This window comes from Aliiroseovarius crassostreae, from assembly GCF_049803815.1.
Classification (GTDB): Bacteria; Pseudomonadota; Alphaproteobacteria; order Rhodobacterales; family Rhodobacteraceae; genus Aliiroseovarius; species Aliiroseovarius crassostreae_A.
The window spans coordinates 1,105,119-1,129,057 of sequence record NZ_JBNAGI010000001.1; the positions used below are offsets into that span (position 1 = coordinate 1,105,119).

22 protein-coding genes are annotated in these 23,939 nt (G+C 57.2%); 11 read left to right on the top strand and 11 right to left on the bottom strand.

The genetic code is table 11. From position 1 onward, the window contains the following. Window positions 1–14: 14 nt before the first annotated feature. The 6 genes from ACP15V_RS05505 to fliF form a co-directional block, all read right to left on the bottom strand. Window positions 15–701 (bottom strand): adenylate kinase, encoded by a 687-nt coding sequence (locus ACP15V_RS05505; RefSeq protein WP_424942655.1) that lies wholly within the window; start codon window positions 699–701, stop codon window positions 15–17. A 4-nt stretch (window positions 702–705) separates the two neighbouring features. Continuing rightward, on the bottom strand, window positions 706–2,670 hold the full coding sequence (gene acs, locus ACP15V_RS05510; protein WP_424942656.1) for an acetate--CoA ligase: 1,965 nt from the start codon (window positions 2,668–2,670) through the stop codon (window positions 706–708). 397 nt (window positions 2,671–3,067) lie between these two features. Continuing rightward, window positions 3,068–3,763, bottom strand: a complete 696-nt coding sequence (gene fliP / locus ACP15V_RS05515; protein ID WP_424942657.1) for a flagellar type III secretion system pore protein FliP — start codon at window positions 3,761–3,763, stop codon at window positions 3,068–3,070. Between the two features lie 58 nt (window positions 3,764–3,821). Next, window positions 3,822–4,103 (bottom strand): FliM/FliN family flagellar motor switch protein, encoded by a 282-nt coding sequence (locus ACP15V_RS05520; protein ID WP_424942658.1) that lies wholly within the window; start codon window positions 4,101–4,103, stop codon window positions 3,822–3,824. Then, on the bottom strand, window positions 4,096–4,713 hold the full coding sequence (locus ACP15V_RS05525) for a flagellar biosynthesis protein (RefSeq protein WP_424942659.1): 618 nt from the start codon (window positions 4,711–4,713) through the stop codon (window positions 4,096–4,098). Before ACP15V_RS05525 ends, ACP15V_RS05520 begins: the two co-directional genes overlap by 8 nt. Continuing rightward, window positions 4,713–6,398 (bottom strand): flagellar basal-body MS-ring/collar protein FliF, encoded by a 1,686-nt coding sequence (fliF, locus tag ACP15V_RS05530; RefSeq protein WP_424942660.1) that lies wholly within the window; start codon window positions 6,396–6,398, stop codon window positions 4,713–4,715. Before fliF ends, ACP15V_RS05525 begins: the two co-directional genes overlap by 1 nt. Window positions 6,399–6,524: 126 nt before the next feature. Between fliF and ACP15V_RS05535 the strand changes: the two genes are divergently transcribed. The 10 genes from ACP15V_RS05535 (at window position 6,525) to ACP15V_RS05580 (ending at window position 16,505) form a co-directional block, all read left to right on the top strand. Next, complete coding sequence (locus ACP15V_RS05535) at window positions 6,525–7,025, top strand: flagellar basal body-associated FliL family protein (RefSeq protein ID WP_424942661.1); 501 nt, start codon at window positions 6,525–6,527, stop codon at window positions 7,023–7,025. 14 nt (window positions 7,026–7,039) lie between these two features. Continuing rightward, the gene (locus ACP15V_RS05540) at window positions 7,040–7,456 is read left to right on the top strand and encodes a hypothetical protein (protein WP_424942662.1); all 417 of its coding nucleotides are present in this window, start codon (window positions 7,040–7,042) and stop codon (window positions 7,454–7,456) included. Beyond that, on the top strand, window positions 7,456–8,079 hold the full coding sequence (locus ACP15V_RS05545; protein ID WP_424942663.1) for a MotE family protein: 624 nt from the start codon (window positions 7,456–7,458) through the stop codon (window positions 8,077–8,079). The genes ACP15V_RS05540 and ACP15V_RS05545 overlap by 1 nt, the downstream gene beginning before the upstream one ends. Before the next feature lie 75 nt (window positions 8,080–8,154). After that, window positions 8,155–9,024 carry a flagellar motor stator protein MotA gene (motA, locus tag ACP15V_RS05550; protein WP_424942664.1) on the top strand — a complete coding sequence of 290 codons (870 nt, stop codon included), beginning with the start codon at window positions 8,155–8,157 and terminating at the stop codon, window positions 9,022–9,024. Then, window positions 9,021–11,348, top strand: coding sequence for a hypothetical protein (locus tag ACP15V_RS05555; RefSeq protein ID WP_424942665.1), 2,328 nt, complete (start codon window positions 9,021–9,023; stop codon window positions 11,346–11,348). The genes motA and ACP15V_RS05555 overlap by 4 nt, the downstream gene beginning before the upstream one ends. 72 nt (window positions 11,349–11,420) lie before the next feature. Next, a complete protein-coding gene (locus ACP15V_RS05560; protein ID WP_424942666.1) occupies window positions 11,421–12,203 on the top strand; it encodes a transglycosylase SLT domain-containing protein in 783 nt (260 codons plus the stop codon). Window positions 12,204–12,209: 6 nt separating this feature from the next. Then, window positions 12,210–14,297 (top strand): flagellar biosynthesis protein FlhA, encoded by a 2,088-nt coding sequence (gene flhA, locus ACP15V_RS05565; RefSeq protein ID WP_424942667.1) that lies wholly within the window; start codon window positions 12,210–12,212, stop codon window positions 14,295–14,297. After that, a complete protein-coding gene (locus ACP15V_RS05570; protein WP_424942668.1) occupies window positions 14,294–15,070 on the top strand; it encodes a flagellar biosynthetic protein FliR in 777 nt (258 codons plus the stop codon). The genes flhA and ACP15V_RS05570 overlap by 4 nt, the downstream gene beginning before the upstream one ends. Further along, the gene (locus ACP15V_RS05575) at window positions 15,070–16,158 is read left to right on the top strand and encodes an EscU/YscU/HrcU family type III secretion system export apparatus switch protein (protein ID WP_424942669.1); all 1,089 of its coding nucleotides are present in this window, start codon (window positions 15,070–15,072) and stop codon (window positions 16,156–16,158) included. Before ACP15V_RS05570 ends, ACP15V_RS05575 begins: the two co-directional genes overlap by 1 nt. Further along, the gene (locus tag ACP15V_RS05580; protein WP_424942670.1) at window positions 16,155–16,505 is read left to right on the top strand and encodes a hypothetical protein; all 351 of its coding nucleotides are present in this window, start codon (window positions 16,155–16,157) and stop codon (window positions 16,503–16,505) included. The genes ACP15V_RS05575 and ACP15V_RS05580 overlap by 4 nt, the downstream gene beginning before the upstream one ends. 84 nt (window positions 16,506–16,589) lie before the next feature. On the opposite strand, the gene ACP15V_RS05585 is transcribed toward ACP15V_RS05580, so the two are convergent. From ACP15V_RS05585 to ACP15V_RS05595, 3 genes are all read right to left on the bottom strand, one after another. Beyond that, window positions 16,590–18,326: a DUF2793 domain-containing protein gene (locus ACP15V_RS05585; RefSeq protein WP_424942671.1), complete on the bottom strand. Its 1,737-nt coding sequence runs from the start codon at window positions 18,324–18,326 to the stop codon at window positions 16,590–16,592. A gap of 128 nt (window positions 18,327–18,454) precedes the next feature. After that, a complete protein-coding gene (locus tag ACP15V_RS05590) occupies window positions 18,455–19,084 on the bottom strand; it encodes a glutathione S-transferase (protein ID WP_424942672.1) in 630 nt (209 codons plus the stop codon). Further along, window positions 19,084–19,884, bottom strand: coding sequence for a crotonase/enoyl-CoA hydratase family protein (locus tag ACP15V_RS05595; RefSeq protein ID WP_424942673.1), 801 nt, complete (start codon window positions 19,882–19,884; stop codon window positions 19,084–19,086). The genes ACP15V_RS05590 and ACP15V_RS05595 overlap by 1 nt, the downstream gene beginning before the upstream one ends. Window positions 19,885–20,076: 192 nt before the next feature. Here ACP15V_RS05595 and ACP15V_RS05600 point away from each other — a divergent pair, with 192 nt between their 5' ends. Then, entirely contained in the window at window positions 20,077–20,457 is a 381-nt protein-coding gene (locus ACP15V_RS05600; RefSeq protein WP_424942674.1) for a DUF983 domain-containing protein, read from the top strand. An 81-nt stretch (window positions 20,458–20,538) separates the two neighbouring features. Here ACP15V_RS05600 and ACP15V_RS05605 read toward each other — a convergent pair whose 3' ends face one another. Together ACP15V_RS05605 and ACP15V_RS05610 are read right to left on the bottom strand one after the other, a co-directional pair. Further along, window positions 20,539–21,876: an HlyD family type I secretion periplasmic adaptor subunit gene (locus ACP15V_RS05605; RefSeq protein WP_424942675.1), complete on the bottom strand. Its 1,338-nt coding sequence runs from the start codon at window positions 21,874–21,876 to the stop codon at window positions 20,539–20,541. Continuing rightward, window positions 21,869–23,917: a type I secretion system permease/ATPase gene (locus ACP15V_RS05610; protein ID WP_424942676.1), complete on the bottom strand. Its 2,049-nt coding sequence runs from the start codon at window positions 23,915–23,917 to the stop codon at window positions 21,869–21,871. Before ACP15V_RS05610 ends, ACP15V_RS05605 begins: the two co-directional genes overlap by 8 nt. Window positions 23,918–23,939: the final 22 nt, after the last annotated feature.

Consider the following 23,939-nt stretch of genomic DNA (forward strand, 5'->3'; position numbering starts at 1 on the left):
GCCCATCCTTCCCCTTAGCGTGTTGCCGTATCGACAATGCTGCTCAGGGTGCCTGCGATGTCGTCGATTGCTCCCATGGCATCGACTTTTTGCAGGCAGTTGGCCGCGTCGTAAAACGCAACCAGCGGTGCCGTTTGTGCGTGATAGGCCTCAAGGCGGCTCACCACGGTTTCGGCATTATCGTCGGCCCGGCGTTTCATATCCGTGCCGCCGCATTTGTCGCAAACGCCATCAACGGCAGTCTGCTTATACGTGTCATGATACCCTTCACCACAACCACCGCAAGTAAAACGACCGCTGATCCGGGTGACCATTTCGCTGTCATCCACCTCAAGGCTGATGGCGGCGTCGATCTTCTGACCGGATTCCGCCAAAAGCGCGTCCAGCGCCTCGGCCTGTACGGTGGTGCGCGGGAAGCCATCGAGGATCACACCCTTCGCGCAATCCTCATCCGCAAGACGGTCACGCAGGATGTTGATGACGATCTCATCCGAGACCAGTTCCCCGGCCTCCATCACCGCCTTCGCGGCCTTACCTGCATCGGTGCCCGCCGCCACAGCCGCGCGCAACAGATCGCCGGTGGACAGTTGCACCAGGCCGAATTTCTCTTCCAGCATCCGGGCCTGCGTGCCCTTGCCGGCCCCGGGAGGGCCAAGCAGGATCAGAACCGGGGCGGTCGATTGGGTTTTCATACCGTCCATGTTCTCACGCCTTGTTCATGCGGTTGTCGATCAGCTCGTCCACCACCGACGGATCGGCAAGGGTCGAGGTGTCGCCCAGCGCGCCGTAGTCATTTTCGGCGATCTTGCGCAGGATGCGGCGCATGATTTTACCCGAACGCGTTTTCGGCAGACCCGGCGCCCATTGGATCAGGTCGGGGCTGGCGATCGGGCCAATTTCGGTGCGCACCCAGTTACGCAGCTCCTTGCGCAGCTCTTCGGTCGGCTCCACCCCGTTCATCAGCGTGACATAGCAATAGATGCCCTGCCCCTTGATGTCGTGCGGGTAACCCACCACGGCGGCCTCGGCCACGGCTTCGTGCGCGACCAGGGCGCTTTCCACCTCGGCGGTGCCCATGCGGTGGCCCGACACGTTGATCACGTCATCCACGCGGCCGGTGATCCAGTAATCGCCATCTTCGTCGCGACGACAGCCATCACCCGCGAAATAGTAGTTCTTGTAGTCCGAGAAATAGGTCTTCTCAAACCGCTCATGATCGCCCCAGACGGTGCGCATCTGGCCCGGCCAGCTGTCTTTCATGCACAGCACACCTTCGGTCGGAAACTCATGAATTTCCTCGCCCGAGGTGGGTTCCAGAACCACCGGCTGCACGCCGAAGAACGGCTTCATCGCAGCGCCCGGTTTCGCAGCATGTGCGCCGGGCAGCGGGGTCATCATGTGGCCGCCGGTTTCGGTCTGCCACCAGGTGTCGACGATCGGGCAGTTCCCCTTGCCGACCACCTCGTGATACCAGGTCCAGGCTTCCGGGTTGATCGGCTCACCCACGGTGCCCAGAACTTTCAGGTCGCTCAGGTCGCACTTTTCAACAAACTCGTTGCCCTGCCCCATCAGCGCGCGCAGCGCGGTGGGGGCGGTGTAGAACTGGTTCACCTTGTGCTTTTCACAGACCTGCCAAAAGCGGCTCGCGTCCGGATAGGTCGGCGTGCCTTCGAACATCACCGTGGTCGCACCATTGGCCAGCGGGCCGTAAACGATATAGCTGTGGCCGGTCACCCAGCCCACATCCGCGGTACACCAGTAAATGTCGCCATCGTGGTAATCAAAGGTGATTTCCTGGGTCATCGACGCCCAGACCAGATAGCCACCCGAGCAATGCACAACGCCCTTCGGCTGGCCGGTCGACCCCGAAGTGTAGAGGATGAACAGCGGATCTTCGGCGTTCATCTCCTCCGGCGGGCAATCGGCGGAGGCGGTTTTCACCAGTTCGTTATAATCATGGTCGCGACCATCCACCCAGTTCACATCGTCACCGGTGCGGCGCACCATCAGAACCTGGGCCTTGGTCTCTGCATGGTCCAGCGCCAGATCGGCATTGGATTTCAGCGCGGTCTTGCGGCCGCCCCGCGGTGCGAAATCGGCGGTGATCACCAGCTTGGCATCACACCCATCAATCCGGGCGGCCAGAGCGTCGGGCGAGAACCCGGCAAAAACGATCGAGTGGATGGCGCCAATGCGGGCACAGGCCAGCATCGCATAGGCCGCTTCCGGGATCATCGGGAGATACAGAATAACGCGGTCGCCTTTGCCCACGCCCAGATCCTTCAGGATGTTGGCCATGCGGCTGACATGCCCGTGCAGGTCGCGATAGGTGATGTGCTGCGCTTCGTCGGTCGGCTCATCCGGTTCAAAGATGATCGCGGTCTGATCGCCCCGGGTTTCCAGATGGCGGTCGACACAATTGGCGGACACGTTCAGTGTGCCATCTTCGAACCATTTGATCGAAACGTTTCCGGGCGCATAGCTGGTGTTTTTTACAATCGAAAACGGTTTGATCCAATCGATGCGCTTGCCGTGCTCTCCCCAGAACGCCTCCGGATCATTGATCGACGCGGCATACATCTCTTCGTATTTGGCCGCATCCACATGTGCGTTTGCTGCGAAATCAGAATTGGGTGCAAAAGTTTGCTTGGTAACGTCGTTCAACGACATGCCTCCTCCGTAATGATGTATTTCGCGCTCATCTTCGACAAACCTGTCAAGAAAACCAGCGCAACCCTCCTGATGCAGAAAATAGTGGCCTAACCCATGATGGAGCAATAGTTTTTTGGTTAATAAATTACCAGCCAGAGATCCTATTCTGTAAATTGGATTTACAGCACTCAAATTACCGAATGAAACGAGTGGCGTGAGCGGACAGAAGATTTCTGCAAGTGCGAAATAATCGTAATAAAATTACGCATATTGACCTGCCCGCCAGGAGAAAACAGAGGGTATGACCGTCAAGGCCGGGCCCTATTGCGCTGACCAGCCTGAGCTATCTAGCCCTGCGGCCAGAATCATTCCATGTGCAACAGTCATGTCTAATGCGGCTCATTCATGCAAAGCGTCAGAAGTAGCTGCGCACCAAAGCACCTGAAATCAGGCTCCACCCATCCGCCACCACAAAGAACGCCAGTTTGAACGGCAACGACACAATGGCGGGTGGCACCATCATCATCCCCATCGACATCAATATGGCTGCCACAACAAGGTCGATGATCAGGAAAGGTAAAAACACCAGAAAGCCGATCTGAAAAGCGCGTTCCACTTCGGACAAAAGGAAAGATGGGACCAGGATCGACAAGGGCGAGGTGGCAGCGACCTCGGATCCCGCCTCGGGGCGCAGGGCCGCAAGCTGGGTAAACGTCTCCGGATCAATCCGGTTGGCCATGAAACTCCGAAATGGTTCAAGGGCTGCTGAAAAGGCCGGTTCCAATTCCAACTCACCCTGCGTGAACGGTTCCGCCCCGCGGGTCCAGGCCTCGGTAAAGACCGGCTCCATCACGAAATATGTAAGAAACAAGGCCAAGCTGATGATCAGCATATTTGGTGGCGATTGCTGCAACCCAATCGCCTGACGCAAAATCGACAACACGGTCACAATGAAAGGAAAACAGGTGATCATCACCGCAAGCCCGGGCACCAGGCTAAGCAATGTGACCAGCACCATCAATTGCAAAGACCGGGTGGCCAGTGACCCATCGTCGCCCAGATTGATCGATATATCTTGCGCCAATGCCGGTTCGGCACTGAGCAATATCATGGTTAACGCGACCAGCCGAACGAGGTGCAAGGTCATCTGATACCGGTTTTGCATTGGTTCAGAGCCCCGATTTAAGATCCGCAACTTCGGTCAGGCGCACCGCCAACCGGCCGCTTTCATCCCCTTCAACCTCCTCCAACTCTCCGCGCGCTATCAGCTTGTCCCCCACATAAAGCTCCACCGGATCTTCGACCTTCTTGTCGAGCGGCAGGATGCTGTCATTCTTGAGCCGCAACAGCTCGTGCACCGTGGGCCGTGCTTTCCCCACCGAGATCGTGATCTCGATCGGGACCTGGGTAAACGGACTGGCTTGCGGGGTGTCTTGAAAATCTTCAGCCATTTTCAACTGCCTTTTCATTGATTTCGTAAAGACCGGCAATTGCTTCGCCGATCCGATGCACAGCGCCACTGAGATCGATTTGTTTTTCGGTATTGCCCATGCGGATATGGACCTGCCCTTCGACCAAAGTGCCTTCTTCGACAATGCTCAGCGGGACGGAGATATTTTGCGACAGAAACTCTTCCAGTGTCGCGCGACCTGCCGGATGGGTCACCACCTCGATTGGGCAATCCGCTGCATCCGCTGCCAGGGGCAAAATTTCTTCGACAATTGCCTGCCCGATCGTATCTGACACAAGCTCGGGAAGGACCTTGTTCACCATGCTCGCCAACAGTGGTTCCAGCGATTGCATCACATGACTGCGCGCCTCGTGGAAGGTAAATCCCAGGTCCTGCAAGTTACGCGCGAACTCCGCGCCAATCCGCTCTCGCTCGTTGTCGTCCGCCTTGGTCGCATCATCCCAGCCAGCCTGGTATCCGGCCTCATATCCCGCCAGTCGAGCGGCTTCCAGTTCGGCTTCCGATATTTGCGGCGCCGGTTGAACCGGAACTGGTTTATCGGCTTGGGGCGAAGGTGTCGTACCAAATTCTTCAAGTGGAAACAGAGGCATCACACAACACTCTCGTCTTCTTCCATCCAGCCCCGCAGGATTTCAAGGGTTTCGCCCTGGCGTTCCTCGATCAGCTCTCGCAGCCGTTCCACCGGGTCTGCCGAAGCGGTTCCATCATCAAAATCAATATCCGATACGACCGCCATCTGGGGTGGCGAGAACTCTCCTTCATCAATCTCCCCCATAAGCGGTGGCATATCCGAGAAGTCGGTATTGAATTCGATAGGATCCTGCCCGGGTGCCGCAGCACTTGGCACAGGCATATTGGCCCCTGTTCCGGGTGCGGCAGGCGCGGGGCCCGGCAGCGCGGCGGACGCCGAGGACCTATCTTCGAAGGGCGAAGCATTCGCCAGAACCGGGCGGATCACAAAAAGCCCCAAGATCAGAGCCACACCTGACAGGACTGCCAGTTGCACCAGGGACATCACATCCAGATGCATGTTTTGCATAAACCCGCTGGTGGCTTCGGTTCCATCAACCGGGATCGGTTCAAACTCCATGGTTTTCAGCGTAATCGTATCCCCGCGCGCCTCATCAAAGCCGATCGCAGAGGCCACCAGATCGCGCAGGCTCTTCATCTCTTCCTCGGATCGCGGTGACCACACCGTTTCCCCGGCCTCATTCACGGATCGGATCCCGTCCACCAAAACGGCCACGGTTATTCGCTTGGTGGCCCCGGGAGATCTGATGATTTCCCGCGTGGTTTCAGAGACTTCATAATTGATCCGCTCACGCGTTTCGCTGTTATTCGCAGACGAAGTTCCACCGTCGGCAGCCCCATCCCCATCGGGCAGGTTCGAAGCAACCGACACACCGCCATTTGCACTGTCGGAACTGGAGCTGGTGTTTTCCTGAGTATCGGTTGAAATCACCACCCTGCCATTGGGATCAAAAGTCTTTTCCAGAATGGATTCGCGTTCGGTCGCCGTCTCAAGGCTCAGCTCCACAACCGCATTCCCGATCCCGACACGCGCCTCAAGCAGCCGCTCCACGTTGGCCTTCAGTTCCGCGGCGCGATCCCCGGCAAGATTCGGGGCGTCATCAGTCTCGTCCCCGGCAGTAATCAACCCGCCACGGCTGTCGATGATAGAAACATCTTCCGGAGCCATGCCCGGAACTGCCGATGCCACAAGATATTTGAACGCCTTTGCCTGCGCCCCGGTCAAAGTGCCTGATGACGTTCCAAGCGTTACAGAGGCCGTTGGTCGGGCGCGTTGACGCAGGCCTTGCTGCGCAGATTGCGCAATATGCACACGTGCGTTTTGCACAAAGGGGCTTGCTACGATGGTGCGCGCCAGCTCCCCTTCTTTTGCCCGCCAATAGGCGGCATCAAACATCTGCGACGTGGTGCCAAATCCGGACAAACCATCCAGCAATTCATATCCCTTGGACGAGTTTGACGGCAGCCCCTCACTGGCCAAAGTCATGCGCAACCCATCCCGCTGCGCACTGTTCACATAGATCGCACCACCGCGCACTTCATATTGCGCCCCGCGCGCTTCCAGAGCGTTCACGACCTCTCCTGCAGCCCCCGATTCGAGCCCCGCATACAACAGGCTCATCGATGGTTGACTGGCCATGCGGGAAATCCCCAGCACCGCTGCAAACATTGCCAATGTGGCAAGAACAACCACTACTTTTTTACGCACATCCAGTACCGACCAGACCGACAGGATTTGTTGCAAGACGTGACTCCTTCTGCGAGCGGGCTTCTGCCCCCGTCATGCAAACAGTTTTCTACGACCAGCCTTAACAATCGGTTAGTGCCCGCCGGTCTATAACGATTCGAAAGAAAAAAATCTGGTGATGATATGGCAGAAGCTGAAGAACCGGTTGAAGGTGAAGACGAGGCCCCTAAGAAAAAGTCGAAAAAGGGGCTGATAATAGGAATGGTGCTGGCACTGCTCCTGGGAGGGGGCGGTTTCTTTGCCGTGTATTCCGGGATGATTCTCGCACCAGCCTCAGAGGAAAAAACCGTTGCGGCAGAAGAGACGGTCATGTTGGATCTGCCGCCGGTGGCCTATGTCGAGCTTGATCCGCTGGTCATTTCACTGGGCAATGCCTCCAGCAACAAACACCTGCGATTTCGCGCGTCCCTTGAGGTGGACCCGAACCATCTGGACGATGTTTCCACCCTGAAGCCCCGGGTGCTGGATGTGCTCAATTCTTATCTTCGTGCTGTCGAGATTTCTGACCTGGAAGATCGCGGCACCCTTGTTTCGCTGCGGGCGCAAATGCTGCGTCGCATTCAACTTGTTACCGGTGAAGGGCGGGTTCGTGACCTGTTGATCATCGAATTTGTCCTGAATTGACGGAGGGACTGAACATGGATCTCATTGCTGATGCCCTGTTGGCGGCCGGTGCGTTGGGGGCTGCCATTTACTGTATCGTATTGTCGCGGCGCCTGAAGCGGTTCAACAACCTGCAAAATGGCATGGGGGGGGCTGTGGCCGTACTGTCCGCCCAGGTGGACGATATGACCAAGACACTTGAGAAGGCGCAGGGGGCCGCAGGGGCAAGCGCCGCACAGCTTTCGGACCTGACGAAACGGGCAGAAGCCGCGTCTCGCAAGCTGGAACTGATGATGGCCAGCCTGCACGATCTGCCGGATGAAGCGCCTGCAGTTCCGCAGCCACCGGAACCTGCCGTATCAGAGACCCCGCGTGCCGAACCAGCGCCCGAAAAACCAAACGTTCCGGTGTTTCTCAGCCATCGTCACAATCATCTGGAGGCCGCAGAGTGATGTTTCGCCGCAAAAAGCCCGACACCCCGCCGCACACCTCGCGCAAACGCAAACGCGTTGGCGGCATCGGAACGATGTGGGTCATTGCGATGCTGTTCATTGCATCTGGCATTGTCAGGCTGGGGGACCACGGGGTTGCCATCGCCAAAGAGGTCTCCGCTCTCGCAAGCCAGGCGTCGGATGCGGGGGCATCGGATCAGACATGTCAGACCGAAGAGGATATCACACGGGTTCTGGAAATCCTGCAGGCCCGCGAAAACAATCTGAACAGCCGGGAGTCAGATCTGGAGAACCGGTTGCAGGCGCTTGCGGTGGCTGAAGCGCAAATTAAGAAAAACATGGATGCGCTGATCGCGGCTGAAGCGGCGTTGAAATCAACTATGTCTTTGGCGGATGGAGCTGCAGAAAACGATCTGGATCAATTGACGGAAGTCTATGAAAGCATGAAGCCCAAACAGGCCATTCCCCTGTTTGCCCAAATGGACCCGCAATTTGCCGCTGGTTTCCTGGGCCGGATGCGATCAGATGCGGCGGCTCAGATCCTGGCTGGTCTCACGCCCGAAAAGTCATATGCAATCAGCGTGATCCTCGCCAGCCGCAACGCAAATGTTCCGACCAACTGACGCGGAAACGCACAATTTCTTAACCTGAATTTGTCAGAGTTTCTGTGACACATCCTGTGCAACGGAGTTAGTTTCATGATTGGTATTATTGGTATCGCCCTGATCTTCATCATGGTCTTTGGCGGCTATCTTGCAGCAGGTGGCAAGATGGGCATTATCCTGAAGTCCCTTCCCTTCGAGTTTACCATGATTGGCGGCGCAGCAGCCGGTGCCTTTGTGATTTCCAATGATATTCCGGCGATCAAACACACGCTTAAGGATGTGGGAAAAGTGTTTAAGGGAACAAAATGGGCACATGAGGATTACCGCGATCTGCTTTGCCTGCTGTTTGAGTTGATCCGGCAGGCCCGTCAAAACGCAGTTGCCCTTGAAGAGCACATTGAAAATCCGGAAGAAAGTGCGATTTTTTCCCGATACCCGAAAATCCTTGAAGACAAGGAAGCAATCGAGCTGATCTGCGACACGTTGCGATCAGCATCCATGAACTACGACGACCCGCACCAGGTGGAAGAAGTCCTTGAAAAACGCATGGAAGCCAATCTTCATCATGCCTTGCACGGAAGCCACGCATTGCAATCTGTGGCAGACGGTCTCCCCGCGCTGGGAATTGTTGCGGCTGTTCTTGGTGTGATCAAGACCATGGGGTCCATTGATCAGCCCCCTGAAATTCTTGGCAAGATGATTGGTGGCGCTTTGGTTGGAACCTTTCTTGGGGTGTTTCTTGCCTACGGATTGGTGGCACCGTTTTCAGCCAAGGTGAAAACGGTTGTCGAAGAAGATGCCCATTTCTACCAGTTGATCCGCGAAGTATTGGTGGCAAACCTTTACAATCACTCGGTGAATATCTGCATCGAAGTGGGGCGCCAGAACACTCCGGGCCATAGTCGCCCCAGCTACTCCGAACTTGAGGAGGCGTTGCGCGAGGTGAAGAAGGCTGCCGCATGAAGATTTGGGTCCGCGCATTCATCATCTTGCTTTGCTTGGTCAGAATTGGCCACGCTCAATCCGTCGCCGTGCGCTCGGGGGAACATGAGGATTTCTCAAGGCTTGTTATTTACACCCAAAGCCCCGGCAGTTGGGAATTTGGTCGTGTGGAAGACGGGTACGAGCTGCGATTGGCCGCGCCGGAGATATCCTTCGATATGTCTCAGGCCTTTGACCTGATACCGCGCACTCGCATTCGTGCCCTTGATGATTTGGGACAAGGGCGGCTGAAGGTGCAATCTGATTGTGACTGCCACGCCGAAGTGTTTGTGGCCGAAGGTGGTCAAATTGTTATCGACATCACCACAGGACCAATGCCGGACAATGCCAAGTCCTATAATGCGTATCTCGACCAGAGACACCCGACGCTGGACGCGCATATCAACCCCGCCAGTGACGCGATCACAGCACGGCTGGGGTTGCCCTTGCTTCTTGCGCCTCAGTCAGGGTCTCAGCCCGATCCGGATGCTCAAATCGACGCAACAGATGCGCACACCGATAAGCAGGTCAACATCCACGAGCCGCCCGTTGCACAGCCCGCGGCGGAGCAACAAGAGATCAAAGATCGCGTGCAGCAAACAGAACTGGCGTTGATTGAACAGCTTGGGCGCGCTGCTGCGCAAGGATTGGTGGATGCAAACCTTTCGACACTCGAAGCAGAGGTTGATCGCGTTATGCACCCCACGACCCCGCAAGCCGCTGAACCGAATTATCCCGATCCTCCCGCCCCGGTCGAGAACCTAGAACAACATCAACACATAGCGGTGCAAACATCGATTGATCGCGAATCCATCGAGCAGAAATCAATCGTTGTCTCGACACAAGAAGGGATGGCCTGTCGACCTGACGAGCATTTTGAAATTGCCGCTTGGGGAGGAGACATCGAAAACGGGGTCGATCTAGCACGTCATAAAGTCGGCTTTCTCGGTGAGTTCGACCGCCCCAACAAGGACATTGCCACGGCAAGGGCCAGACATCTGATTTATCTGACTTTTGGCGCAGAGGCGAAAGTCTTGGTAAATCAATATCGTGCCGACATACACGCCCCGGACGTGCTGATCCAAATGGCCGAGATCATGGATGGGCAACAGTCCCGAAGCGCAACGGCGCTTGCCCCTCAGATGGGATGCGATGGCAAGACCGCACTCTGGGCCGCACTTGCGCAACCCCGGTTCCGGCCCGGTCAGGAGATCAACAAAAAATCAATTGTAATGTCGTTTTCGGAGTTGCCCCTTCATCTGCGAAGGCATCTGGGACCGGATCTTGCGCAGAAGTTTCTTGATTTCGGTGACCCGAAAACTGCCAAAGCACTGCGCGACACACTGGATCGGGCTGGCGAAGATCACGGTGCGGGCTACGAGTTATTGGAAGCACGCCTTGAGTTGCAGAAAGGTGAACACGATACCGCCGAAAACAGGCTTACCGAGATCGTTAACCATGACACTGACATGTCGCCCCGGGCCGCGCTGGAATTTGTAAATGCCCGCTTGTCGCAAAATCGACCGGTCCCCGAACGCATTATCGAGATTGCGTCCACCTACGCGTATGAGCAGAGAGAAACCGCATTGGGGGCAGAACTGAAAATGGCCGAGATCCGTGCTTTGGCCGCAATATCCGATTTCGAAGCTGCCTATGCCCAGATCGAACGAGGCGTTGCCGATGAACAGTTGGACCCGACGCATGTCGCGCAACTGCACAGAGATCTACTTGAAAAAGTTGCCCACAATGGTTCGGACAGCCAATTTGCGAGATACAGTCTTGGCAAAACATCCTTGCTTCAACGGATGGATATGCAACTTCGCATAGACATTTCTCAACGTCTGCTCGACCTGGGTTTCACAAGTTCGGCACGTGCGTATCTGGATGTGGAGGGCAACATTCCCGATGCAAGGCAACGCATGATTTTTGCGGAAATCGCCCTGAAAGAGTTCAAACCGACAGTTGCACTTGGATATCTTGCAGGTCTGGAAAGTGAAGCGGCGCTGATACTGCGCGCCAGGGCCATGACCCTGGCCAAAGACTACGAGGCAGCATCACAACTTTATCAAACCTTGAACGCGCCCGAAGAGCAGCAAGTCGCTGATTGGCGGTCCGGAGAATGGCAATCCCTTTCTGACCAAGCCAACTCGCCTCTACGCGATGCCAGCCGATTGATGCTGACCGCTCAAGATAACCCGGTTCCTGCCCAGCAAGGCTCTCTTGCTCAAAATGCAGCACTTCTTGAGACAAGCGAGAATACACGTTCGATCCTGGAAAATTTGTTGGCTACGATGCCCTCTCCCTGACGGCACTTACCATTTCTAAACTTCTGCACCCTAGGCTGGCATTAACCAACGTCAGCAAGAAGTGCGCGTGCCATGACAAGAAATGTCGATCACCCCGTCCAAGTAGAACATCGGTTCAGATCCGTCGCCGTATTCCTCTTGGTCATTGTGAAATTGCTGTTCCCGCAACCTGCGCTGGCGACAGAAGGGGATGATTCCCATGTGTGCGATCAGATTGCATCGCTGGCATCGGCACAAACCGGCGTTCCACTTTCGGTTCTGAAGGCGATATCCCTAACCGAGACCGGGCGAACCCGCGGAGGGAAAGTGCGCCCTTGGCCATGGACGGTCAACATGGAAGGGAAAGGCGTCTGGTTCGACACAGAGGACGAGGCCAGAGCCTATGTTTACAAGCACTTCAAACGCGGGGCGCGCAGTTTCGACGTCGGTTGCTTCCAGATCAACTACAAATGGCACCATCAGAATTTCTCGTCTTTGGAGGAGATGTTCGATCCTCTGGCCAATGGGCTTTATGCGGCAAAATTTCTATCAGAGCTTTATCAGGAGAAAGGCAATTGGAAGGATGCTGCGGGGGCCTACCACTCGCGGACCCCGAAATTTGCCAATCGGTACAAAGAACGCTTTGCAAAACATCGGGCGACGTATGCCAATCAGGACAATCAACCGATCCGCGTTGCCGACACGACCGCTTCTGGCAGCTATCCTGCCCATAATTCCCCGCCGCCCGGCCTGCTAGAACCCCGGGTGAACAATTTCCCGCTGCTGCAACTCGGTCAAGGACAGCGTGGCATGGGATCTCTTGTGCCGATTTCAGGGTCAAGCGCCACCCCGTTGTTTATGCAAGGCAAAGGGTAAAGCTTGATGTATTTCCAGTTGTCAGAAATCTTCAAACCCACAATTCTGTTGGCCCTCGCTCTCATGGCAGTGATTGTCATGATGATCCTGCCGATGCCGGCCTGGGTTCTCGATATTGGTCTTGCTGCCTCCTTTGCCCTGGCCATTCTCATGTTCACGGTCACATTGTTTATTGAACGGCCTCTCGATTTCTCGGCCTTCCCCACAGTGCTTCTTGCCTCGCTCATGTTGCGGTTGTCGATGAACGTGTCCTCGACAAAACTGATCATCGGGCAGGGGCATACGGGCACGTCCGCCGCTGGTGATGTGATTGAAGGGTTTGCGAATTTTGTCATGGGGGGCAGTGTGTTCCTTGGGTTGGTGGTGTTCTGCGTCCTGCTGATCGTCAACTTTATTGTCATCACCAAAGGGGCCACCCGCATGGCCGAAGTGGGGGCGCGATTCGCGTTGGATGGGATGCCGGGCAAACAACTGGCCATCGACAGCGATATGTCCGCCGGCGCCATCGACCATGCCGAGGCCAAAGCCCGGCGCGAGACGGAACAAGCAGAAACCACGTTTTTCGGGTCACTGGATGGCGCTTCAAAATTCGTAAAAGGGGACGCAATTGCGGGACTTTTGATCACGCTTTTGAACATTATAATGGGCTTGATCATCGGCGTTGCCATGCATGGAATGGATCTGTCGCGCGCCTTTGAAACCTATGCCATCTTGACGGTGGGCGACGGGTTGGTCAGCCAAATCCCGGCCGTGATCATCTCTATCGCGTCTGCGTTGTTGCTGGCCCGCGGTGGGGCGACCGGCTCCACCGATATGGCTTTGTTTTCCCAACTGGGTGGATATCCCGCCGCACTGGGCACCGTGGCCATCTTGATGGGCCTGTTTGCCCTGGTGCCTGGCCTTCCGTTCCTACCGTTCATTGCCGGATCGTTGGCCTTGGGGCTGGCCGCATGGCGGGCGCATGTCAGCGCGCAAGAGAAAGCCAAACAGGCGGAAGCCGCTCAGATGGAGCCCGCCCCCGACGCGCGGCCCGAAAGCATTGGGGACATTCTGGATCTGGACGACATTCATGTGGCGTTTTCCCCCGATCTGGTTTCCATGGTGCTGGACCCTGCAACCGGGTTGGACGCACGGATCAACAATATGCGCAACCATGTCGCCGGGGTGTTTGGCCTGATCCTCCCCGAAATTCGCCTGACCGATGACAGCACCCTGTCACCCGGGGAATATCAGGTAAAAATCCAGGGCGTCGTTCAAGCCGCAGATCGCCTGGAGCCAGAGAAGGTCCTGGTTATTCTCAGTGGCCATGAAATCGACTTGCCGGACGGCGAGGATGTGAAAGAACCGGTTTATGGGGCACCCGCACGCTGGGTCTCTCAAGAGGCCCAGGAAGAAGCTGCCTTGCTGGGGGGCACCATTGTCAACCCGACAGAAGTGCTCGCCACGCATCTTCTTGAAATCATCAAGCGCAACTTCCCGCGCCTTTTGACCTTAAAAGCGCTTCGACGGTTGCTGGATGAGTTCGTCAACCTGTCAGATCCGGCGCGCGCGGAGGCCAATAGACGCCTTTTGGAAGAACTGGTCCCTGAAAAAGTACCCATGGATCTGCTCTTGTCGGTCTTGCGATTGTTGTTGGAGGAGCGGGTCTCGATCCGCAATCTCCCACTTATCCTTGAAAGTGTCGCAGAGGCACGCCCGGTTATCCCGACACCAGAAGGCATCTGTGAACATGTGCGTCATCGTTTGGGGTTTCAGCTGGTATCTGACCTGAAACGATCAGACGGGACCATTCCCCTGGTGCAACTGGCCCCGGAATGGGAAGAACGGTTTTCCTCCCATCAGATCGAAAACGAAAGGGGTCCCCAGGACGTTGCTTTGCCCCCTGAAGATTTCAACCGGCTGGCCAATTCAATTGCCGATCGCATTGCCAAAGCCGGGGAAACGGGAATCTATCCGGCCCTGGTCACATCGACCCGACGCCGACGTTTCTTGCGCACGGTTCTGACGGCAAAGGGTATTGCAAACCCCGTTCTGTCCTTTGAAGAGATCGGAACCGAAGCGCGGCCATCACTTGTCGGAATGGTCCCAGCATGACCGCGCAACTGGCCGAGCTTCTGAACCTTGGGCAATCCGCGTTGATTGTCGGGTTCTTTGTCTTTCTGCGCGTGGGTGCAGCGATGGCGCTTTTACCAGCTTTCGGAGACCAGGCCATCCCAGAACGGGTTCGGCTGATGTTGGGGTTTGCCTTCACACTGATTGTTGCCCCCGCTTCGGCCGCCCAGGTTGAAATCGCCTATGCGGACCCGATCAAGGCCGGAATGATGCTGTTTTCCGAACCCGTCGCCGGGTTGGTGCTGGGGGCTGTGGTGCGCCTGTTTGTCTTGGCCTTGCAAGTCGCGGGCAGCATTGCGGCGCAGTCCACATCGCTGGCGCAGATCTTTGGCGGCACAAATGCCGATCCACAGCCTGCAATTGGCCACGTCCTGTTATGGGGCGGTTTGGCTTTGGCCGTCATGATGGGATTGCATGTCCGTCTGGCTGAGCTTTTCATCCTGTCTTACGACGTCATGCCTGCAGGGCAGTTCCTGGCGGGCGATTTGCTTGGAGATTGGGCGGTTGGGCAGGTGGCCCGGGTCTTTGCACTTGGCTTCACGCTGGCGGCCCCGTTCCTGATTGCCTCTCTGATCTACAATGTGGCTTTGGGCGTCATTAACCGCGCCATGCCACAGTTGATGGTTGCATTTGTCGGCGCTCCGGCCATCACCGCTGGCGGGCTTATCCTTTTGTTTGTCACCGCGCCACTGCTGTTGCCCTTGTGGGTGAATGCTCTGCACGCCTTTCTTGATCAGCCGTTCGGAGCGCCGTGATGTCTGAGGAAAATGACGACAAGCAACATGAGGCGACGCAGAAGAAACTTGATGATGCGCGCAAGCGGGGTGAGGTTCCACGATCAGCCGACCTAACCACCACCGCGGCCTATGGCGGGGTTTTGGTCATTTCCCTGGCTTTGGGCGCCCAAAGCCTGCAAGGGTTAGGTGCGTTTCTGGCCGGGCTTCTCTCCCGGGCCGACACCCTGTCAGTCGACCTTTTTGCGGGGGGGGGACCCGTAGGTTTGGGCAACCTGCTGATGGGGGTCGCCAAACCGACCGCCGCCTGGTTCCTTCTCCCCGCCCTTGCGGCAATCCTTCTGTCCATTGCCACCCGCAGTTTTGTGGTCGCCCCGGAAAAACTGAAACCCAAATTGTCAAAGGTGTCTCCGCTATCTAATGCGAAGAACAAGTTCGGGCGCAGCGGGCTTTTCGAATTCGCAAAAAGCTTTGCCAAATTGTTGATTTACTCAATCATCCTAGGCGTCTTCCTGTTTTCAAAACTCCCGACCATTGTCGGCACGGTTTACCTGACACCGCAAATGGCGACATCGGTGTTGTTGGAGCTGTCGATGCAGTTCTTCGCCCTTGTCTGCGTGGTGATGCTGGTGATCGGCGGCGTGGATTTTTTCTGGCAGTCGCAGGAACATCTGCGCAAAAACCGGATGTCGCACAAAGAGTTGATGGACGAGGTCAAACAAAATGAAGGTGACCCGCATATGAAAGGGCAGCGTCGACAAAAGGGGGTGGAAATTGCCATGAACCAAATGCTGTCAGATGTGCCGGATGCGGATGTGGTCATCGTCAACCCGACCCATTATGCGGTTGCGCTCAAATGGACGCGACTGCCCGGTGAGGCCCCGGTTTGCGTGGCCAAGGGGGTAGACGAGATTGCGGCCCGCATTCGTGAAGCCGCGAATGAGGCAGGCGTGCCAATCCATCGCGATCCGCCCACCGCACGCGCCATTCATGCCTCGGTTGAAATCGGTCAGGAAATCCTTCCAGATCAATATCAGGCCGTCGCCGCCGCCATCCGCTTTGCCGAAGCCATGCGCAAGCGCGCTCGTCGCATCGGAGGGGTGACATGACCAAACAACTGAAGTCCCTTGGCGAATTGTCAGACATGATTTTGGATCTGAAGCTTGCAAAGCTGCAGGATGTGAACCGGCAGGCTGATCACCTGTTGGCGCAAAACCGCAAGATGGAGGCGGCGAAGTTGGCCCGGAACGCAGAGATCGCGGCGGCAGGTGGTCCGGATCTGGCCCAGTTTTGCGGCTGTGATGATGCGTGGCATGACTGGATGGGGCAGGCGAAACAGGCCCGCAACCTACAACTGGCCAAGCTTTATGCCGAACGGGAAGAACGAACCGCCGACGCACGAAAAGCACTGGGTCGGGCGGAGGTGATCAAGACACTTCTGGCGCAAAACAAATAAACCCGAACCACGTACACGTAGGCTGCACGCAACACCGGGGACATACACGATGCCCCCGGTGCAAATTTCGGCAGATCTGTTGGTTTACAACGCCTCGATGCTGCGCGCTGTTGCCACAAGAGAAATTGTGCCCGCTCCAAAATCCGTCTCGGGGATCTTCAAATCCACTGATCCATTGGCGGCCACACTCATTGCTGAGAGAGGTTGCGGGGTCAGCGACACACCGGCAAACCAGACTTTATGTGCCGCCCCGGTATCCGGGTGGCCGGAGAAACCACCTGACCGGTTGGAGTAATTCGCTTGCCAGAACACGCGCACAAAGGCGGTTCCGGGGGCGAAGTTGAACGCGGCATTGGTGCCTGATGTATCGATACCTCCGATATGGGCCGAGACATCATACCAGCTGTCGACCGCCGGTGCGTAGTCCCCGTTCATGGCAACGGCTTTGTCACCGCCGATCCCGCTATTGGCGATTGCGGTCCCGGTGGGCCAAATGCCTGACGGATCATCGGGGTTGCCAAGATTTGCGGGCAGCGGTTGGTTCAGGGTCACCACATGGGTGGTCTTGTTGACCTGCCCCAGGTCAAACAGCCCAGCTTCGACAAAGCGCGAGTAATGGGCATAAGCGCGCCCGGCACTGTCCTTGTAGCCAAAGATGATCACGCCCTGCTGATTGCTGTCACTGGTGCTTTCGTTCCAACCGGCGGCATTGGTCAACGTGATGGTTGTATCCCCCGGCTGCAAGGGGGCCGCCAATGTGGTCAGGCTGTCGGTACCACCGTGATAATAGCGCATGTGATGTTTGCTCTCGATCACGTTTTGATCGGCGTCCAGACAGGTCAGCCCCATATACTGCTGATGACGCTCCCCCTCGGTGAAGGCAGACCAATCCCCTGCCACGCTTTCCTGGCGCAGGTAGGCCCCCAAACGATAGGCGCGGTTCGGATCAACAGGGATCAGTTCCGCCATATGGATCGGTCCCACGTGATAGCCGGCAAAGCAGACCGAACCGCGCAGATCCGGTGTGGTGGACGCATCAAATGCCAGTTCGGTCGGGAAATTGTAGTTGTTGCCCAAGCCACAACCGCCATTTGCCACAAGATCCGCGCCCCGGGCGGTGGCATAGCCGGTGGTGATCAATCCGCCGGTCAGCTTTGCATCGCTCAGGCCGGTCACCCCTGACGGAAAGCTGACCTGCCCGGTGGCGGCATCCGCAACAAAGGCTTGGTGGAATGTGCTTCCGTCATCGCTCACCTTGATCTCAAAATTATCGGTCCCGGCGGTGCCCATTTCAGCACGCCCCGACCAATTGGTCTGGAATAAAAGACTGGCGGTGTCCGCCGATGCAGCCTTGTTCACCTTGATCTGGTGGCCATTGCCTTCGTTGTTAAAAAGCGAAGCGGGCGATGTCACCGACAACCGGTTGGTGGCATCCGCCGTGGCATTCACACCAACCATCGACAGGTTCTGGGTCGAGGCGCTGACGCTGAGCGCGCCCCAAGCGGTACCATCATACACCAGCGGCTGATCGACATCCTCGACATAAGCAATCCAGCCTGAAACCGGGGCCAGGAAAACCCAGGCATTCTCCTGATAAACGGCCAGTTTGCCATCTTCACCAGCCCAATCCCCGGTTGCCCCGGTGGGCACGATATGCCGAAGCCCATCGCTTGGCGCACCGGGCGGCGTTGTGGTGGTGGCGCTGGCCACGGAAAGTTGCACGATGGCATCCAGACGGCGCATCCCTTCGTTATGGGTGACGTGCTTTTGTGCCTGCGAGGCTTGGATATAGGGAAGAGACAGGTTTGCGGAAACGGACATGACACCCTCGAATTGCGAAAATCGAGCCTATATCGTCATCAGTTCGTTAAGATCGGCGCAAAGCAGCGCACGGTTGAAAACAGGTGCGCAACGGGCCCGGACCCCATCGCCGGACCCTGTCGGCACCGTCAGTTCGGGAAGGTCTGCGCGGGATCACCTTCGGCCCACGGCGCATATTTTGTCATCACATTTTGCAAGCGAGGACCGGTCAGAAATCGGTCCAACCAACGCCGCACCCCCGGCGTTGCCTCACCATCAAACCGGGTTTTATCGATCATCGCGAACTGCCGGACAAAGGGCAGGATGGCGAGGTCAGCCAACCGGGGGACATCGCCATAAAGCCACGGGTGTTCAGCAAGCTGCACTTCAAGTTCTGCCAGAATATGCATGGCCCTGGCCCGCTCGGCTTCCGGGTTTTTGTCCGGGTGGCGTACCGCATATTTGGTGTGATCGAGCGCCTGTTTGAACGGTCCATCAAACTGCGCAATCAGGTCGTGACCCGCCTGCGGCATGTCCAGAAGATGCTCTGGATCAGCCTGGTTCAGCGCCCAGATCATCACATCAAGGCTTTCATCAATACTGCCATCTTCCGTGACCAGACAGGGCACCGTGGCACTGGGGGAGGCCGCAAGAAACGCCTCGGGCTTGTCGCGCAAAAGGATTTCGCGCAGTTCAACCTGCACCCCGCTGCTGGCAATCGCCAGACGGGCGCGGATCGCATAAGGGCAGCGTCGGAAGGAATAAAGAATCGGCAGCATCACGCCCCCGTAAATTTGGCCGGACGCTTTTCCAACAGCGCAGTCACCGCTTCTGCGTGATCCTCAGTCTGGTGGCACGCGCCCTGATAGCTCGCCGCGATTTCCAGAAGTTGATCGAGCCGCAGGTTCAGACCTTCGCGCAGCAGACGTTTGTTCAGGCGCAGCTGGCGCGGCGGGTTATAGGCGATACGTTCAGCCAGGGCGTGGGCCTCTGCCATAAGATCCTCGGACGAGGTCACCTTGCTGACCAGGCCCCAATCGAGCGCCATTTGCGCCGAGACAGGTTCGCCGGTAAAGGTCATTTCAGCCGCGCGCGACAGGCCGATCTGGCGCGGCAACAGCCACGCACCGCCGTCCCCTGCAATCAGCCCAACCCGCGCGAAATTTTCGGCAAAGACCGCGTTTTCTGAACAGATCCGGATGTCGCACATACAGGTCAGGTCACAGCCCGCCCCATAGGCCGGGCCGTTCACGGCGGCAATCATCGGCACCTCGCAGTCCCAAACCGCCTTGGCCACCTTTTGAATGCCCGCCTTATAGGCATCGCGCACCGCCATCGCATCGCCCGCAAAGATCGAGCTGCGGTCGCGCATGTCTTTCAGATTCCCGCCCGAGGAAAACGCCTTGCCCGCACCGGTCAGGATCACGCAGCGAATTGAATGATCGCCATTGACCCGCTCCATCGCATCAATGATCGCCCCCATCATGCCTTGATCGGTCAGGGCATTGCGCGTGTCTGGCGCATTCAGGGTCAGGGTGACCACATGGCCGGCTTGGTCAAACAGAAGCTTGTCGCTCATCTCGGATCCTCATCTTGCATGCCCATGGTCTAGCGCGATTGCCCCCCAATCCCAAGGGCGACGCAGCGGATCCCCCTGTGACCATGCGCCTCGGGGGATCATGGCAAATTGCTTTGGCACGAAATGCAAAACACGTTAAAGATCTGAGGCAACGCGCGGCCCCGCTGCCGCACCCTATCTGGAGCCCGATCAATGAGCGACATTCACGCAACCGATCAGATGGAACGCCCGTGGAAACCCGCCGTGGCCAAAGGGTTACGCCTGCGCTGCCCAAATTGTGGGGAAGGCAGGCTTTTGCATTCATATCTGAAGGTGAATGACAGCTGCAGCGAATGCGGGGAAGAGCTGCATCATCAACGTGCAGATGACGGGCCGGCCTATCTGACGATCCTGATCGTCGGGCATGTGTTGGGTATCGCGATGCATATCCTATACACGCAATTCGAACCCGAACCTTTGACCTTTGCGATCAGCCTGTCGGTGATTGCCGTGGCCAGTTCCCTTTGGATCCTGCCCCGCATGAAGGGGCTGATGGTGGCCTATCAATGGGCCAAACGCATGCACGGGTTTTGAACCGGGCATAAGCACCGCAAGACAAAACGCGCCGCATTCCACGGCGCGTTTTCTGGTGTCAGCATTGACCAAATCGCGGGATCATTGCTCGCGGAAGGCCCGTGTCATGCTGTCGGTGATTGGCTTGGTGATATATTGGAAAAAGGTCCGTTCTGCCGTCTGGATCATGATCTCGGTCGGCATCCCCGGCGTGGGAGAGAACCCCGGAACCCGTTGCAATTCGCTACTGGGGATCGACACACGGGCCAGGTAAACCTCTTGCACCACACCCGAGGTTTTGTCCGGAATCGTATCCGCTGATACGTAGTAAACCTCTCCATCCAGCACCGGCGTGGTGCGTTGATTAAGCGCTGTCAGCCGCACCGTTGCATGTTGGCCGGTTTTCACACTGTCGATATCCGTGCGCGGCACCTGCACTTCGATGATCAACGGTTGGTCCGACGGCAGGATTTCGGCAATCGCCTTGCCGCTTTCAATCACCCCGCCTTCCGTGTGGTAATGCAGACGCACAACCGTACCGGCCACCGGGGCACGCACCTCGGCGCGGGTCAGCACACTTTGCGCCTTACGAATTTTTTCACGCACGCTTTCCAGTTCCGCCTGCACCTTTTGCAGCTCGTCCAGGGCAGAGCGGCGGTAGCGGCTGATGGTTTGATCAATCTGTGCCTGATATTTCTGGCTAACCTGATCAAACTCTTTGATCTCGGCTTCCAGACGACCAATGCTGCCTTCTGCCTCGGCAATGGCACGACGGATCGACGATACTTCGACCTTCCGCACCAAGCCTTTGTTCAAAAGCTGCTCCTTGCTTTCGAGGTCTTCCATCAGGATGGAAAGTTGCGTTTCAGTCGAGGCAAGCTGTGTGGCATAGCCCGCCGAGCGCATGCCCAGCGCCTCGATATTGCGTTCCAGAAGCGCGATATCATTGCGCAGCCCCTGAACCGCCACATCAAACGAGATTTTCTGGCTATCGAGAATGGTGGCCACCTCAAAATCCGACCGCATCAATTCAAGCTCTTCCGCAAACACAAGGCGGTCTTCGCCATCATATTCGGCCAGTATCCGTGCTTCGCTGGCCTCAAGCCGCACTTTGCGCAGGAACAATTCGCGCTGGCTGGCCATCGCAGAAGTTTCATCCAGGGTCACGATGATCTGGCCTGCTTCAACCCGATCCCCTTCATTGATATGAATTTGCTTGATGATACCCCCCTCAAGGTGCTGAACGATCTTGTTGCGACCAGTCGCGACAAAGCTGCCTTGCGAAATCACCGCAGCGGCCAAAGGAGCGCGAAAGGCCCAGACGCCAAATCCGCCGAGCGCAAAGATCATCAGCGAGAGGCCAAAGATGATATATTTGGTCACCGAGCGTGGCACGTCGTCATACCATTGGATCGGGGTCATGGAGGTTTGATCAGCCATTGTTCACGCCCCCCTTTTTCAATTGCCCCTGCGCGGTGCGGTCACTTGTGAATTGCGGTGGCGGCTGTTGGTTTCCACGCGTCCTTTGCGCAAGCTGCTCCATCACTTTCTGACGTTCCCCGAAGAGGGCAATGTTGCCATCCGCCAACAGCATGATTTTGTCGACGATGCTCAGAAGGGACGGTTTCTGAGTGATGACCACAACGGTAATCCCGGCTTGCTTCGCAGCCTGGATCGCGCGCGCCAGCGCCTGATCACCCTGGGTGTCGAGGTTCGAGTTGGGTTCATCCAACACCAGCAGGCGCGGATCGCCAAAGAAGGCTCGGGCCAGCGCGATACGTTGTTTTTGCCCGCCCGACAGGGGCGACCCATCTGCCGCGACGCGGGTTTCATAGCCGTGCGGCAAATTGGCGATCATCGCGTGCACATCCGCGAGCATTGCCGCCCGGTGGATCTGTTCATCGGTGGCTTCGGGTTTCATCCGCGCGATGTTTTCCTTGATCGATCCGGGAAACAGCTGCACGTCCTGCGGCAGGTATCCGATGCTTTCGCCAAATTGGCGCGGATCCCAGTTGCGCAGGTCCATCAGGTCAAGGCGCACGTTGCCCGATGTGGGCAGGATCGACCCCACCAACATCTTGCCAAGCGTCGTCTTGCCCGCGCCGGAGTTGCCAATCACGGCCAGGGTTTCCCCCGGTTTCAATCCAAAGCTGAGCCCATTCAGAATCACCTGTTTGGTGCCAGCCGGCACATACAGCAGGCGCTCCACATCCAACCGACCTTGCGGTTTGGGCAGGCGCAGCCGTTCATATTTCACCGACGTTTGCGTGAGCAATGCCTTGATGCGCCCATAGGCGGCGCGTGACAGCAGGAACCCGTTCCACCCTTCGATCGCCCCTTCAATCGGGGCAAGCGCCCGACCGGCAATGATTGACGCGGCAATGACCATGCCCCCGGTGATCTCTTCGTTGATCGCCAGATAGGCCCCCCATCCGAGCATGCCGATCTGGGTCAGAAGGCGCACACCACGCGAGATTGCAGCGGTGATGATATTCCGGTCCTGCGCCCGCACCTGGGCTTTCAGCGATGCCGCCGTGTCCTTGCCCCAGATCGTCACTGCCTCTGGCACCATGGCCAGCGCGTTGATGATCTGCGAGTTGCGCGACATGCTGTCGAGATGCACGTTCGCCCTGGATTGCGACAGGTTCGCTTCGGCGAAAGGCTTGGCGGTGATCTTCTGGTTTACGATCGCGATCACCAGCAGCAGGAGCGCCGTTGCGACGACGATCGACCCGAGGTGCGGGTGTACCAGAAAGATCGCAACGATAAAGAGAGGCGCAAATGGAACATCAAGGAAGGAAATCAGGGTGCCCGACACCAGAAAGGCGCGCAGCTGACCCAGATCACCAAGCGTTTGATATTCCCGGCCATTTCCGTGAAGAGAGGCATGGGCGGCGGCGCTGAGCACCGGTGCGCCCAACTGCGCGGCCACTTCGACCGCCGTACGCATCAGGATGAACCTGCGCACCGCGTCGAGGATGGCCTGCAACAGAACCGCCCCCGCGATCACCACTGTCAACATGACCAGTGTATCGAGAGAGCGGCTCGTCAACACGCGATCCGAGATTTGGAAGAGGTAAATAGGGATCGCGAGTATCAACAGATTGGTGGCGCAGGTCAAAACCATGACAAAGGCCAGGTTGTGCCGCACGGCCTGCACACCGTTTTTCAGACCCTTGGCAAAATCATCCGGGCCAAGGCGTTTGTGAAACCGCGGACGTTTCGGGCCATCACCACCCCCATCTCCGCCACCTTCCAACGGGGCGGGCGGCGTTTTCCGGATCGGCCCGGTATCGCCTTCAATCGGGGGTCCCCCGAGGGCATCTGCGGCGCTCTCTCTAGGGGACTTGGTCTCTTTCGCTCTAAGAGACGGCGAGAGCAGAAAGGACTTGTTTCCAGGCACTTTCTCCGCGGTTGGGCTGTCTTTACTTTCGGGACGTGGGACAGCCGCACTGGCCTCCGGGGGATTCTTAATATTCATGGCAAATGGTGCTCCTGCTAAA